Here is a 13,187-nt window from a genome sequence, read left to right as displayed (position 1 = left end):
CTCAATTCAATCGGGTTAAACGTCGACGGAAACCGGCCCCTGGGGTACCGAGATACACAGCTGGACGTTTTCTTCGCCCGGCCCGGATACCTCGCCGGTCAGTCGGTTGATTACGGTGCCGCTGGTCTTGCGGCAGCTGCACTGGTGGCAGATACCCATGCGGCAGCCGTATTGAGGCGTCAGGCCTGCGGCTTCGGCAATCTCCAGCAGGTTGGCATCGCCCTCGGAACTCACCTGCACGTCACTGTTGGTGAAGGTCACGTTGCCACCGGTGTCGCCTTCCAGGCGAGCCGGGGCCGGGGGCGCGAAAAAGGTACTGTGGATCTGGTCTTCGCGGATACCGCGCTCGGACAGCAGATTGTTGGCCAGGTCCATCAGCCCCTTGGGGCCGCATAAATAGACCTGTCGACCCTTGAGGCCCGGGATGCCGTCAAGATCACTGCCGGTCAGGAACCGGGGATCGGGCGTTTCGTGGGTGGCAATAATCGTCAGCGTCAGAGCCGGGTAGCGGGCTGCCAGTGCCCGGAGCTTTTCTCCGGCAATGACATCGTTTTCCGTACGCACGAAGTACAGCAAAGTGACCGGTGCGTTGTAGTCCCGGGCCGCCATGGTTTCCAGCTGGCTCAGCACCGGCGTGATGCCGCTACCACCGGCAATGTAGAGCACCGGCCGGGCAGGTTCCGGAATCAGGAAGTCGCCAAAAGCCTCGCCCAGGCCGATGACATCGCCCGTTTCGAGATGGTCGTGCATCCAGTTGGTGACCAGTCCGCCGGGCAGGCGTTTGATGGTCAGAGTGATCTCTCCCTGGGCTTTCCAGAGTCGGGGAGAGCTGGACAGGCTGAAAGTGCGGGTACGGCGGACGCCCTCCACATCGGTACAGATGTTCACATGCTGCCCCGCCTCAAAGCCCTGCCACCGTCCAGCCGGCTTCAGGACAAAGGTTTTGGTGTCTTCCGTTTCCCGGATCACCTGTTGTACGCGAGCCGGTGTGTACGCCTGTACCAACATCGGGTTGATTTCTGATAACAGTGGGTCCAGCCAGGAGGCCGGATTGTTCTGGTTGGACAGTTGTTTTCCAAGCCAGTGAAGCGCTTTGGTGCGTGTGTTGCTCGATAACATGGTCATTGTCTCCATGGGATCCGTGGTACTCATCGTGAAGCGATGTGTACACTTGTTCACTAATGTGTACGACTGTACACACGAGTTGATCCGGCAACAATCCATGTCGATGAGTTGGCGCAAAATGACAAGGTTCAAAGACTTTCTTTTTGTGAAATGTGTACACTTGTGAACCTGGTATTCCGATGGCGCACGGCAGATGACAGAACGACAACGGCGAAAGCCCGGGGAAACCCGGGAGAAACTGATGAATGCGGCGCTGGCGCTGGTCGGCAAGGGCCGGCACTTTGCCAGTCTGGGGATTCGGGAAGTTACCCGGCAGGCGGGCGTCGTGCCCACGTCCTTCTACCGGCATTTCCGGAATATGGACGATCTGGGATTACAGCTGGTGGATGAACTCGGGCTGGTATTGCGACGAATGATGCGGGAAGCCCGGGCCAACGTCCTGCAGTCCGACAAGCTGATAGAAGAGTCGGTGGGAATTTTTGTTGCCCACGCGCAGGCCAACCGGAGCTTTTTTCTGTTCATGGCCCAGGGCCTGGCAGGGGAAAGCCGTGCGGTACAGGAAGGCATCCGGAGTGAAATGCGTTTCTTCGCCAGTGAATTGGCCAACGACCTTCGTCGGCTCCGGCTGATGGAGCATCTGAGCGACGCCGACCTGGACCTGACCTGTGATCTGGTGGTGCGTACCGTGGCGTTCAGTCTGACCGACCTGCTTAGCGTCTCAACGGACGACGATTACCAGATCGGCCAGATCCGGAAGCGGACGACCCGCTTCCTTCAGATGATCTTCCTCGGTGCCGGCCACTGGCAGAGCGACAGCGCCTGAATCACTCTTCGATTATTTCGGTGTGCTGGGTTTGGTGGCTTTCCTGCGCCGGGCGGTTTTGGGTGTCGGCGGCAGGATCAGGCTTTCCAGCTCATCCAGCGCCTCGCCGGTGTAAACCGCCAGTTTCTGCATGCTTGGCAGAGTATCCCGGCAGCCGGTGTAACCGAAATTCAGTGAACCGGCGTAGCTCAGGCAGGTGATGTTCAGCGCGCCGCCGTGGGCAATCAGCGACACTGGGTACATTGCTTCCAGCCTGGCTCCCTCGTAGTAGAGCGTGTGCTCCGGTCCCGGTACGTTGGAGATGGTCACGTTGAACACAGGTCGCATGCGTCCGCCCATACCCGACATCAACTGCAGGATGTACGGTGACATCAGCAGCATGGTGTACTGGGTCAGGGCACTGCGTGGCAGCTTCTGCAGATGTTCCTTGGCCCGACGGGTCGAGGTCTTGATGTCCTGGAGTCGCGTCAGCGGATCTGCTTCGTCGGTGGCCAGCGAGGCGATCATGAAACTGATCTGGGTGCCCGTACCCTGGTCGTCCGACGGCCGGATGTTCACGGGGATCCCCGCGGTCAGCGGAATGTTCGGCAGGTTGTCCTGCTCCACCAGAAAGCGTCTCAGGGCCGTACCGCACAGGTACAGAACAATGTCATTCAGCGACCCGCCGGACGCGTGTGCCAGGGCCTTCAGGCGATCCAGCTGGTAATGCTGGGTGGCGAACCGGCGCTGGCCGGTTACCCGGTGGCTCAGGATCGACTGGGGGCCGGTAAACGGCGCGGTCAGCCCGTCTTCCGGATGGCGGACCGAATGGAACAGCCGGTTGCCGGCCTGCCACAGCCTCGGGGCCATGTCTGCCTGGAGCTTCAGCGCGTCCATGGCCTGGGAAACGGCGGCGGGAATGCTGGCTTCCGAGTCGGTTTTACTGCCCCGGCGGCGCTGGGGTTTGACGGTCCAGGGCGGTGGCATATCCCGTTTGTCCGGATCCGTTGTCAGCACCCGCTGCATCAGCCGTACACCGCTGATGCCGTCGATCATGGAATGGTGCATCTTGGTGTAGAGGGCGAAGCGGTTGTTTTCCAGCCCCTCGATCACATGGCATTCCCAGAGAGGACGGGAAAAATCCAGTGGGTTCGAATGCAGACGGCTGACCAGGATACCGAGTTCCCGCTCGCCGCCGGGACGGGGCAGGGCGGAATGGCGGACGTGGTAATCCAGGTCGATGTCCTTGTCCTTTTTCCAGTAGGGCGCGACTACCCGCCCCAGAAAGCCGGACCAGGCCAGTTTGTAACCCCAGGGCGGGGCGACATCCCCGGCTTCTTTCATGCGGGCGACCATGTCCCGCAGGAAGGTTTCGGGAGCGCCCTCCGGCAGTGAAAAAATCTGCAGCGTACCCACATGCATCGGGGTGTCTTCAGATTCCACGGCCAACCATGAGGCATCCAGTGTTCCCAGACGTTTCATTCCTTGTTTTACTCCACCTATAAGGGATTTCTATTTATAGGGTGCAAGTATACTGATATCCAACAGTGTGCACGATGAAATAGGTGCTAAAGTTCTCTGATTTTGAGTGGTTTCACGATCGGCTGGCGGAGATTGATATGCAGTTTCTCAATGGCATTACCCTGCTTCTCATCTATCAACTGGTGGGTGAAGTCACCGTGCGTTTGCTGGGGATCCCGATTCCGGGGCCGGTACTGGGTATGGTGATGCTGTTCATCACTCTCATGATTCGGGGCGCGGCGCCGGACTCTGTGGAGCAGGCCTCCGGGGCGCTGCTCAGCCACCTTTCGCTGTTGTTTGTTCCGGCGGGTGTCGGAATGATGGCCCACTTTCATCGCATCGCCGAGGAGTGGGTGCCGATTACCCTGTCGCTGTTGCTCAGCACGGTCATCACCATGGTCGCGACGGCCCTGATCATGCAGGCAACGACCCGATGGCTGGTGAAGCAACCGATGGCGGAGGAGCAGAACAATGACTGATCCCGGGCTGAAGGATATCTGGGTTTACCTGGCGGCCTCGCCACTGCTGGGATTGACCATCACCCTGGTGGCCTATGGTCTGGCCTATCGCCTCTATCTGAAAAGCCATTCCAATCCGCTGGTGAATCCGGTGGTGACGTCGGTCGCCATGCTGATCGGGCTCCTGCTGCTGACCGGCACGTCTTATGATGATTATTTCGAGGGCGGTCAGTTCGTCCACTTCCTTTTGGGGCCGGCCACCGTCGCGCTGGCGGTACCGCTGTATCAGCAGTTTTCCCGCCTGCGGCAGCTTTGGCTGCCGGTGACCATCTCCCTGCTCAGTGGTGTGGTGATTGCCGCCGGGAGCTCCATCTGGCTGGCGCGATTCTTTGGCGGCTCCACGGAAATCCAGATGTCCCTGGCCCCCAAATCCGCAACCGCGCCCGTGGCGATGGGGATCTCCGAGAAGATCGGAGGCCTGCCTTCGCTGACGGCGGTGCTGGTGGTGGTGACCGGCATCACCGGCGCCGTGCTTGGCACCAAGTTGTTTGAATTGATCCGGGTCCGGGATGATACCGCCAAGGGCATTGCCATGGGCGTCGCGGCCCATGGCATCGGCACGGCGCGGGCCTTTCAGGTGAGTTCCCAGATGGGGGCATTCTCGGGTCTGGCCATGGCGCTGTCGGCATTTGCCACCGCCGTGCTGGTACCGTGGCTCGTGGACTGGATGCAGGCGCTTTTTTAAGGCACATTCCGTAAACAACGTAAACAGACGATGACAACAACACGCAGAGGCAAGCCAACCATGCAAACGAAGTTTCTTCTAGACGAAAGCCAGATGCCGAAATACTGGTACAACCTGCAGGCCGATTTTCCGGAGCCGTTGCCTGCGGTCCTGCACCCGGGCACGCAGCAACCGGTCGGGCCCTCGGATCTGGAACCTTTGTTCCCGATGGAACTGATCCAGCAGGAAGTGACCACCGAGCGGGAGATCGAGATTCCCCAGCCGGTTCGCGACGTCTATCAGCTCTGGCGCCCGGCGCCGCTGTATCGGGCTCATCGTCTGGAGAAGGCGCTTGGCACGCCTGCGAAGATCTTCTACAAGTATGAGGGCGTCAGCCCGGCGGGCAGTCACAAGCCCAACACCGCCATCCCCCAGGCATTCTATAACCAGCAGGCGGGCATTCGGACGCTCACCACCGAAACGGGAGCAGGCCAGTGGGGGACCTCGTTGTCGTTCGCCGGTTCGCTGTTCGATATCGATGTCACGGTGTTCCAGGTGCGGGTCTCCTACGATCAGAAACCCTATCGTCGTGCGGTCATGGAGACGTACGGAGCCAAATGCGTTCCATCACCGTCGGAGCTGACCGAATTCGGCCGCAAGGTGCTGGCGGACAATCCGGACCACACTGGTAGCCTGGGGATCGCCATTTCCGAAGCCGTGGAGCTGGCGGTGCAGGACCCGAACACCAAGTACGCCCTTGGTTCGGTGCTTAACCACGTGTTGCTGCACCAGAGTGTCATCGGACTGGAAGCCATGCAGCAGATGGAAATGGCCGATTGCTGGCCAGACGTCATTGTGGGCTGTACCGGTGGCGGTTCCAACTTTGCCGGTATCGCGTTCCCGTTCATGGGGCATGCCCTGCGGGGCGGTGAGAAGTCCCGTATTGTGGCGGTGGAACCCTCCGCCTGTCCGACTCTGACACGCGGGAAATACGCCTACGATTACGGCGATACCGCACACATGACCCCGCTGACCAAGATGCATACGCTGGGTTCCGGCTTCACGCCGCCCGGCTTCCATGCCGGTGGCCTGCGCTACCACGGCATGGCGCCGATGGTGTCCCACGCCAAGGAGTTGGGCCTGTTCGATGCCGTGTCCTATACCCAGAAGGAATGTTTCGAGGCGGGCGTCCTGTTTGCCCGGAATGAGGGAATCGTGCCGGCGCCCGAGGCCAACCACGCGGTAAAGGGGGCTATTGAAGAAGCCCTGCGCTGCAAGCGCGAAGGCAAGGACGAGGTGATCCTGTTCAACCTGTGTGGCCACGGTCATTTCGACATGGCGGCCTACACGGCGTACTTTGCCGGCGAGTTGAGCGACCACGAGTACGACGATCAGGAACTGGCAATGGCCCTGTCGGGTCTGCCCTCCGTTTCTGCCTGATCCATGAGTGCAACCGGGGCCTCTTGGCCCCGGTTTCCCCACAGTCTCCTGATCCTCGGACAGCCGTCAGTGGCCGTCAATATCCTCGAAATCGGGCGGCGGGCAGTGGTATTCCTCCACTACGGTGCCCTCATCGACGCTTTCCAGATGCACATCAAACCCCCAGAGGCGGTGCACATGCCGGACCACCTCTTCGGTGTCTTCGGCCAGCGGAACCCGGTCGACCGGGATATGCCGGAGGGTCAGGGAGCGGTCGCCCCGGACGTCCACATTCCAGACCTGGATGTTGGGTTCCCGGTAGCTGAGGTTGTACTGGCGCGCCAGTTTCTCCCGCAATGGCCGGTAACCGGGATCGTCGTGGATGGCGGTGACCGTGTAGTGGTCTTCCTGATCGTCGTTCTCAATGGAGAACAGCTTCAGGTCCCGCATGACTTTCGGGGACAGGAACTGTTGGATAAAGCTCTCGTCCTTGAAGTTGTGCATCGCAAAGTGCAGCGTTTCCACCCAGTTCGAGCCGGCAATATCCGGGAACCACTCACGGTCCTCGTCGGTGGGGTGTTCGCAGATGCGGCGCAGATCCGTAAACATCGAGAAGCCGAGGGTGTACGGGTTGATGCCTGAATACCAGGGACTGTTGAAGGGCGGCTGATAGACCACGGCTGTGTGGCTCTGGAGAAACTCCAGCATGAAGCCGTCGTTGACCAGGCCCTTCTCATACAGCCGGTGCAACAGGGTGTAGTGCCAGAAGGTTGCCCAGCCTTCGTTCATGACCTGTGTCTGGCGTTGCGGGTAGAAGTACTGGCCGAGCTTGCGCACGATACGGATGATCTCGCGCTGCCAGGTTTCCAGCAGGGGCGCATTCTTCTCGATGAAGTAAAGCAGGTTCTCCTGCGGCTCCTCGGGAAAACGCCGCTGGCTTTTCACCGAATTCTCGTCGTCGTCCAGCTTGGGAATGGTACGCCACAGGTCATTGATACGACGTTGTTGATACTCTTCCCGCTCCTTCTGGCGCCGCGCTTCTTCCGAGGCCGATATGGGCGGCGGACGTTTGTACCGATCCACGCCGTAATTCATCAGGGCATGGCAGGAGTCGATGATCTGTTCCACCGCATCCAGGCCGTAGCGTTCTTCGCACTCGGCCACGTAATTCCGGGCGAATACCAGATAATCGATGATTGCGCTGGCGTCGGTCCAGGTGCGGAACAGGTAGTTGCCCTTGAAGAAGGAGTTGTGGCCGTAGCAGGCATGGGCAATGACCAGTGCCTGCATGGGCAGGGTATTCTCCTCCATCAGGTAGGCAATGCAGGGATTGGAGTTGATGACGATCTCATAGGCCAACCCCATCTGGCCCCGCTGGTAGCCTTTCGCTGTGTTCAGGAACTGCTTGCCGAACGACCAGTGATGGTAGCCCACCGGCATGCCCACCGAGCTGTAGGCGTCCATCATCTGTTCGGCACTGATGACTTCCACCTGGTTGGGGTAGGTGTCCAGTCCGAATTCCCGGGCGCACTCGGCAATGGCCTCGTCATACTCCCGAATCAGATCGAACGTCCATTCCGAGCTGGTGGAGATGGGTTTCCGGGTGTTGGAGGGAGCGTTGTCCGGAGCGTTCGGACGATCGACGATATCACTCATGCGGCTTTCCTCTCGAACAACTGGCGGAACACGGGGTAGATCTCACCTGGATCCGCAATCTGCTGCATGGCAAAGCTCTGGGGGAATCGCTCCATGATCTTTTCATACTCGTACCAGAGCATCTGGTGATCCTGGGGCGTGATTTCCACATAGGCGTAGTACTGCACCAACGGGAGGATCTGATTGGCCAGCAACTTTCCACAGACCGGGGAATCATCGTTCCAGTTGTCACCATCGGATGCCTGGGCGGCGTAGATGTTCCACTCAGACGGGGAGTAACGGGACTCGATAATCTTCTGCATCAGTTTCAGCGCACTGGACACGATGGTGCCACCGGTTTCCCGGCTGTAGAAGAACTCCTCCTCGTCCACCTCCTTGGCGCTGGTGTGGTGGCGAATAAAGACCACTTCGATCTTCTTGTAGTTCTTCTTCAGGAACAGGTACAGCAGAATGAAGAAGCGTTTGGCGATGTCCTTGTGCATCTGGGTCATCGAACCTGAGACATCCATCAGGCAGAACATGACCGCACTGGTGGCCGGCTTGGGCTGCTTCACATGTTGCCGGTAACGCAGATCGATTTCATCAATGAACGGGATGCGCCGGACGTTGGCCTTAAGGCGTGCAATTTCCTCCTCCACGGCCTTGATCTGGTCCTCATGGCTGAAGGCGGCATCGAGTTCCTCCGGGGCCGATTTCAGCTCCTCAAGCTGCTTTTCCAGGTCGCGGATCTTTTTCCGACGGGCACCGCCAAGCCCAAGGCGTCGGGCATGGGCTCCCCTGAGGGAGCGCACCACGTCGAGCTTCGCGGGAATCCCCTGATTGGTGAAACCGGCACGCACGTACTTGAAAGCTTCCGTGTCCTTGAGTTTCTTGCGGGCCAGGTTGGGAAGTTCGAGGTCGTCGAACAGAAAATCCAGGAACTCCTCCTGGGTGATCTGGAAGGCGAATTCGTCCATGCCTTCGCCGTCGGGGCTGGCCTGTCCGGGGCCGCCACCCTGGCCGCCACCGCCTTCGGGTTTGGGAATGGTGTCGCCGGCGATAAAGTCCTGGTTGCCCGGGTGCACCATTTCCCGGCGGCCCCCCTGGCCATGATGAAACACCGGCTCGTCGATGTCGCGGGTGGGAATGCTGACGCTTTCCCCCCGCTCCACGTCGGTGATCGAGCGCTTGTGCACCGCATCGGCTACCGCCTTCTTGATGTGGTGCCGGTACCGGCGCAGGAACCGTTCCCGGTTCACTGCGCTCTTGTTTTTGCCGTTCAGCCGCCGGTCGACGATGTGGGTCGTACCCATAATGCTACTCCTGTCAGTGACCGATCACTGATTCAGTGAGACTTGCGAACGCGCAGATACCATTCGGCCAGTAGCCGGACCTGCTTCTCGGTGTAGCCTCGTTCGACCATACGCTCGACGAACTGCTTGTGCTTCTTCTGATCTTCCTGACTGGCTTTGGGGTTGAAGGAAATGACCGGCAGCAGGTCCTCGGTATTGGAGAACATCTTCTTCTCGATCACGCTGCGCAGCTTCTCGTAGCTGAGCCAGGATGGATTCCGACCCTGGTTGTTGGCTCGCGCCCGGAGGACGAAGTTGACCACCTCGTTGCGGAAATCCTTCGGGTTGCTGATACCCGCCGGCTTCTCGATTTTCTCCAGTTCGTCGTTGATCGAGGCGCGGTCGAGGATTTCGCCGGTCTCCGGATCCCGGTACTCCTGATCCTGGATCCAGAAGTCGGCATAGGTGACGTAACGGTCGAACAGGTTCTGGCCGTATTCGCTGTAGCTCTCCAGGTACGCGGTCTGGATTTCCTTGCCGATGAACTGGACATAGTGCGGTGCCAGGTATTCCTTGATGAAGCGCAGGTATTTCTCCTGGATCTCGGACTGGAACTGCTCCTGTTCGATCTGCTTTTCCAGAACATAAAGCAGGTGCACCGGGTTGGCGGCGACTTCCGTGGTATCAAAGTTGAAAACCTTGGACAGGATCTTGAAGGCAAAACGGGTGGACAGTCCGTCCATCCCTTCCATCACGCCCGCGGCATCCCGGTATTCCTGGATCGATTTGGCTTTCGGATCGGTGTCCTTGATGTTCTGGCCGTCATACACCTTCATCTTGGAGAAGATGCTGGAGTTTTCCGGTTCCTTGATCCGCGACAGCACCGAGAACTGCGCCAGCATGTCCAGGGTATCCGGCGCGCAGGGCGCTCCGGCCAGGGAACTGTTGGTCAGCAGCTTCTTGTAGATCTCGATTTCTTCGGTGACCCTCAGGCAGTAGGGCACCTTGACGATATAGACCCGGTCCAGGAACGCCTCGTTGTGCTTGTTGTTCCGGAAGGTCTGCCATTCCGACTCGTTTGAGTGGGCCAGGATGACACCGTCAAACGGAACCGAACCCATGCCCTCGGTGGTGTTGTAGTTGCCTTCCTGCGTGGCGGTCAGCAACGGGTGGAGAACCTTGATCGGCGCCTTGAACATCTCCACGAATTCCAGCAGGCCCTGGTTGGCCTTGCACAGGCCACCGCTGAAGCTGTAGGCGTCCGGATCGTCCTGGGAGAAGTCTTCCAGCATCCGGATGTTGACCTTGCCCACCAGCGCCGAGATGTCCTGGTTGTTGTCATCCCCCGGTTCCGTCTTGGCGACACCGATCTGGTCCAGCACGGACGGATAACGCTTCACCACCCGGAACTGGCTGATATCACCACCGAATTCATGCAGGCGTTTCACCGCCCAGGGAGAAATGATGGAACTGAGGTAGCGCCTGGGAATGCCGTATTCCTCTTCCAGAATCTGGGCGTCCTCGGCGGGATCGAACAGCCCCAGCGGCGATTCGTTCACCGGGGACCCCTTGATGGCATAGAAGGGGACCTTCTGCATCAGGGCCTTGAGCTTTTCAGCGAGGGAGGATTTACCACCGCCCACCGGACCGAGCAGATACAGGATCTGCTTCTTCTCTTCCAGGCCCTGGGCCGCGTGGCGGAAAAACGAGACGATGTTTTCAACGGCATCTTCCATGCCGTAAAACTCGTGGAATTCCGGGTAACGCTTGATGACTTTGTTGGAAAATATGCGTGACAGTCTCGGGTCACGGGAGGTATCGACCAGCTCTGGCTCGCCGATGGCAATTAACATTCTCTCTGCGGCCGTGGCGTAGGCCGTTGGGTCCTTTTTGCAGATCTCCAGGTATTCCTCAAGGGAGTATTCTTCCTCCTGAGTCGCTTCATACCGGTCTTTGAAATGCTGCAGTATGCTCATAGATGGCCCCTCGCTCGCTGTTATTCAGCTATTCAGTACACGCAATTTCCCCGTTGCTGTTGGCACCGCCTGTCCAGGCGGTAGTTTTCTGGTTATGGGTGGAAGGAATGGATACTTTCAAGCCATCCTGGATCTTTCGATCTCTTCGGCTTGCTTAATCTGAGCTTAGTTCAGGTTCGGAGGGTTGGACAGTGAGGGAGTGGTTAAGGTTCATTAAATTGTGTTACCGCGGACGGGGCTTTCGTAGCTCTCCTGGCTTGGGGGGGTGGAGCGCACCGGGGGTTCTTTTTCGGGGCGGATTGTGAACTCGCTTCGCTCAGACATCACATTCACCCCGAAAAAGAACCCCCGATACACTCCGATCAGACTCAGCAGAAATGTCTTGCAACTCGGCCCGGAGAGCGGCGGCACCCAAGAGGTCTGCCGAGGCGGGAACGGGTGGGGGTGTCTTCCAAGAAATGATCGACTGTCTGAGCGAAGCGAGTTTATTCGAGCATTTCTTGGAAGACACCCCCACTCGTCGCCCGCCAAGACTCCCAATCCATCAGTCTGGGAGTCACAGAACTCAAAGCTTGGTCAACCGGAACACACTCTCCGAAGCGCCCTCCAGACCCCGTCGCTTGGCAAACGGATGATCCTTCGCGAGCGTGTTGGTGAGAATGTGCTCGATGTCGTAGTCGAGCCCGTACAACTCCTGTACTTCGTCGTTGCTGACGTTGAACGGCGGTCCCTTGATTTCGGTGTCGTAGTCCAGGGTGATCAGCAGAATCCGGGTTCCGTCGGGGATAATGGTCGTAAGGTGCTCCACGTATTTCTGACGCATGGAGGGAGGCAGCGCAATCAGCGCGGCGCGATCGTAAACCAGACGGACGTGCTTGAGATCGTCGGGGACCAGCTGGAAAAAGTCGCCGCACCAGATCTCCAGATCGTCATGGACAAATCGGGTAAACGGCTCTCCGGGATGCACTTTTGCCTTTTCCCCGGACTCCTCGAAGAAATCCTTGCAGGCGATCTCGCTTAACTCGACGCCCAGAACAGGGTGGCACCGGTCATGCAGCCACCAGATGTCCCTGGCCTTTCCGCACAGCGGGACGAATACCCCATCGCTGCCTTTGCCAGCCAGGTCCGGCCAGTGATCGTGCAGGTACTGGTTGACGGTTCCTTCATGGAAGCCGATTTCCTTCTTCGCCCAGCGTTCATGCCAGAATTCGTGTTCCACAGACGGTTCCTCCACGGGATTTGGACGTTTTCTCCAGTCTACCTTAATCTGTAGCCTTCTTGAGTTAGGAGAAAAGCATGAAAGCGGTATTCCTTGACGCTAGCACACTGGGTGGCGATGTCGATCTGTCCTCCATTGAAACCGCAACGGGCGGACTGAAAAAATACGACCGGACCTCACCGGATCAGGTGCTGGAGCGCATACGGGGGTTCGATACCGTGCTGGTCAACAAGGTCGTGCTGACTCGGGAGCACTTCGAAGCCTGCCCGGAACTCAAGACCATTGCAGTAGTCGCGACCGGGCTCAACAACATCGATCAGGCGGCTGCAAAAGCGCATGGCATCCGGGTTCTGAACGTAACCCACTACGGCCGCTCCACCGTCGCCCAGCACACCCTGGCACTGATGCTGGCGTTGGCAACCCGTCTTCTGGACTACGATCGGGACGTGCGAGCCGGGCGCTGGGCCAGGAGCGACATGTTCTGTTTGATGGATCATCCGATTCTTGAACTGGAAGGGCGGACACTCGGGGTGGTCGGCTATGGCGATCTGGGGCAGGGCGTCGTGGAACGTGCCAAAGCCTTTGGTATGAATATCCTGCTCGGTGCCCGCCCCGGGCAGGATGCCGGTGAGGTGGATGGCTACCCACGGATTCCGCTGGATGAGCTGCTGCCGCAGGTGGATGTGCTGTCACTCCACTGCCTGCTGACCGACGAGACGCGGAACCTGATCGGCAAGCGGGAGCTCGAAATGATGAAAAAGGATGCCCTGATCATCAACACCAGCCGCGGTGGTCTGGTGGATGAACAGGCGTTGGCGGATGCCTTGAGGGCCGGCACCATCGGTGGCGCCGGCTTCGATGTGCTGACCGAGGAGCCGCCGCGCCATGGCAATCCGCTACTGGCTGACGACATCCCCAATCTGATCGTCACCCCTCACTCAGCCTGGGCCAGCCGGGAGGCGAGGCAGCGGATTGTGGAGATTACGGCGACGAATCTGTCATCCTGAGATTCGTTG

General features: G+C 59.0%; 11 protein-coding genes. 5 read left to right on the top strand and 6 right to left on the bottom strand.

Going from position 1 to position 13,187, the window contains the following annotated elements; genetic code table 11:
- Window positions 1–15: 15 nt before the first annotated feature.
- Window positions 16–1,125 (bottom strand): ferredoxin reductase, encoded by a 1,110-nt coding sequence (locus tag MSNKSG1_RS10855; RefSeq protein WP_008939316.1) that lies wholly within the window; start codon window positions 1,123–1,125, stop codon window positions 16–18.
- Window positions 1,126–1,318: 193 nt separating this feature from the next.
- Here MSNKSG1_RS10855 and MSNKSG1_RS10850 point away from each other — a divergent pair, with 193 nt between their 5' ends.
- Complete coding sequence (locus MSNKSG1_RS10850) at window positions 1,319–1,948, top strand: TetR family transcriptional regulator (RefSeq protein WP_040886761.1); 630 nt, start codon at window positions 1,319–1,321, stop codon at window positions 1,946–1,948.
- Between the two features lie 12 nt (window positions 1,949–1,960).
- Here the strand turns inward: MSNKSG1_RS10850 and MSNKSG1_RS10845 are convergent, their stop codons facing one another.
- The gene (locus tag MSNKSG1_RS10845; protein ID WP_008939314.1) at window positions 1,961–3,409 is read right to left on the bottom strand and encodes a WS/DGAT/MGAT family O-acyltransferase; all 1,449 of its coding nucleotides are present in this window, start codon (window positions 3,407–3,409) and stop codon (window positions 1,961–1,963) included.
- Window positions 3,410–3,546: 137 nt separating this feature from the next.
- On the opposite strand from MSNKSG1_RS10845, the gene MSNKSG1_RS10840 reads away from it, so the two are divergent.
- The 3 genes from MSNKSG1_RS10840 to MSNKSG1_RS10830 are packed head-to-tail and all read left to right on the top strand — an operon-like array spanning window position 3,547 to window position 6,070.
- Window positions 3,547–3,927, top strand: coding sequence for a CidA/LrgA family protein (locus MSNKSG1_RS10840; RefSeq protein ID WP_040886760.1), 381 nt, complete (start codon window positions 3,547–3,549; stop codon window positions 3,925–3,927).
- Entirely contained in the window at window positions 3,920–4,651 is a 732-nt protein-coding gene (locus tag MSNKSG1_RS10835; protein ID WP_008939312.1) for an LrgB family protein, read from the top strand. The genes MSNKSG1_RS10840 and MSNKSG1_RS10835 overlap by 8 nt, the downstream gene beginning before the upstream one ends.
- A 60-nt stretch (window positions 4,652–4,711) precedes the next feature.
- A complete protein-coding gene (locus tag MSNKSG1_RS10830; protein ID WP_008939311.1) occupies window positions 4,712–6,070 on the top strand; it encodes a TrpB-like pyridoxal phosphate-dependent enzyme in 1,359 nt (452 codons plus the stop codon).
- A 66-nt stretch (window positions 6,071–6,136) separates the two neighbouring features.
- On the opposite strand, the gene MSNKSG1_RS10825 is transcribed toward MSNKSG1_RS10830, so the two are convergent.
- From MSNKSG1_RS10825 to tmpT, 4 genes are all read right to left on the bottom strand, one after another.
- A complete protein-coding gene (locus tag MSNKSG1_RS10825; protein WP_008939310.1) occupies window positions 6,137–7,705 on the bottom strand; it encodes a SpoVR family protein in 1,569 nt (522 codons plus the stop codon).
- Complete coding sequence (locus MSNKSG1_RS10820; RefSeq protein WP_008939309.1) at window positions 7,702–8,997, bottom strand: YeaH/YhbH family protein; 1,296 nt, start codon at window positions 8,995–8,997, stop codon at window positions 7,702–7,704. Before MSNKSG1_RS10820 ends, MSNKSG1_RS10825 begins: the two co-directional genes overlap by 4 nt.
- Before the next feature lie 32 nt (window positions 8,998–9,029).
- Window positions 9,030–10,952 carry a PrkA family serine protein kinase gene (locus tag MSNKSG1_RS10815; RefSeq protein WP_008939308.1) on the bottom strand — a complete coding sequence of 641 codons (1,923 nt, stop codon included), beginning with the start codon at window positions 10,950–10,952 and terminating at the stop codon, window positions 9,030–9,032.
- Window positions 10,953–11,517: 565 nt separating this feature from the next.
- The gene (gene tmpT, locus MSNKSG1_RS10810; RefSeq protein ID WP_008939307.1) at window positions 11,518–12,171 is read right to left on the bottom strand and encodes a thiopurine S-methyltransferase; all 654 of its coding nucleotides are present in this window, start codon (window positions 12,169–12,171) and stop codon (window positions 11,518–11,520) included.
- 77 nt (window positions 12,172–12,248) lie between these two features.
- On the opposite strand from tmpT, the gene MSNKSG1_RS10805 reads away from it, so the two are divergent.
- Window positions 12,249–13,178 carry a D-2-hydroxyacid dehydrogenase gene (locus tag MSNKSG1_RS10805; protein ID WP_008939306.1) on the top strand — a complete coding sequence of 310 codons (930 nt, stop codon included), beginning with the start codon at window positions 12,249–12,251 and terminating at the stop codon, window positions 13,176–13,178.
- Window positions 13,179–13,187 lie beyond the last annotated feature (9 nt).

This window comes from Marinobacter santoriniensis NKSG1 (genome assembly GCF_000347775.1).
GTDB lineage: Bacteria > Pseudomonadota > Gammaproteobacteria > Pseudomonadales > Oleiphilaceae > Marinobacter > Marinobacter santoriniensis.
This window is presented reverse-complemented; position numbering and strand designations above follow the sequence as displayed.

Excerpts from the sequence above, each read along its gene's own strand:
- MSNKSG1_RS10820 (WP_008939309.1), bottom strand. The coding sequence starts at position 8,997 with ATGGGTACGACCCACATCGTCGACCGGCGGCTGAACGGCAAAAACAAG.
- MSNKSG1_RS10840 (WP_040886760.1), top strand. The coding sequence starts at position 3,547 with ATGCAGTTTCTCAATGGCATTACCCTGCTTCTCATCTATCAACTGGTG.
- MSNKSG1_RS10815 (WP_008939308.1), bottom strand. The coding sequence starts at position 10,952 with ATGAGCATACTGCAGCATTTCAAAGACCGGTATGAAGCGACTCAGGAG.
- MSNKSG1_RS10830 (WP_008939311.1), top strand. The coding sequence starts at position 4,712 with ATGCAAACGAAGTTTCTTCTAGACGAAAGCCAGATGCCGAAATACTGG.
- MSNKSG1_RS10845 (WP_008939314.1), bottom strand. The coding sequence starts at position 3,409 with ATGAAACGTCTGGGAACACTGGATGCCTCATGGTTGGCCGTGGAATCT.
- MSNKSG1_RS10805 (WP_008939306.1), top strand. The coding sequence starts at position 12,249 with ATGAAAGCGGTATTCCTTGACGCTAGCACACTGGGTGGCGATGTCGAT.
- MSNKSG1_RS10855 (WP_008939316.1), bottom strand. The coding sequence starts at position 1,125 with ATGACCATGTTATCGAGCAACACACGCACCAAAGCGCTTCACTGGCTT.
- MSNKSG1_RS10850 (WP_040886761.1), top strand. The coding sequence starts at position 1,319 with ATGACAGAACGACAACGGCGAAAGCCCGGGGAAACCCGGGAGAAACTG.
- MSNKSG1_RS10835 (WP_008939312.1), top strand. The coding sequence starts at position 3,920 with ATGACTGATCCCGGGCTGAAGGATATCTGGGTTTACCTGGCGGCCTCG.
- MSNKSG1_RS10825 (WP_008939310.1), bottom strand. The coding sequence starts at position 7,705 with ATGAGTGATATCGTCGATCGTCCGAACGCTCCGGACAACGCTCCCTCC.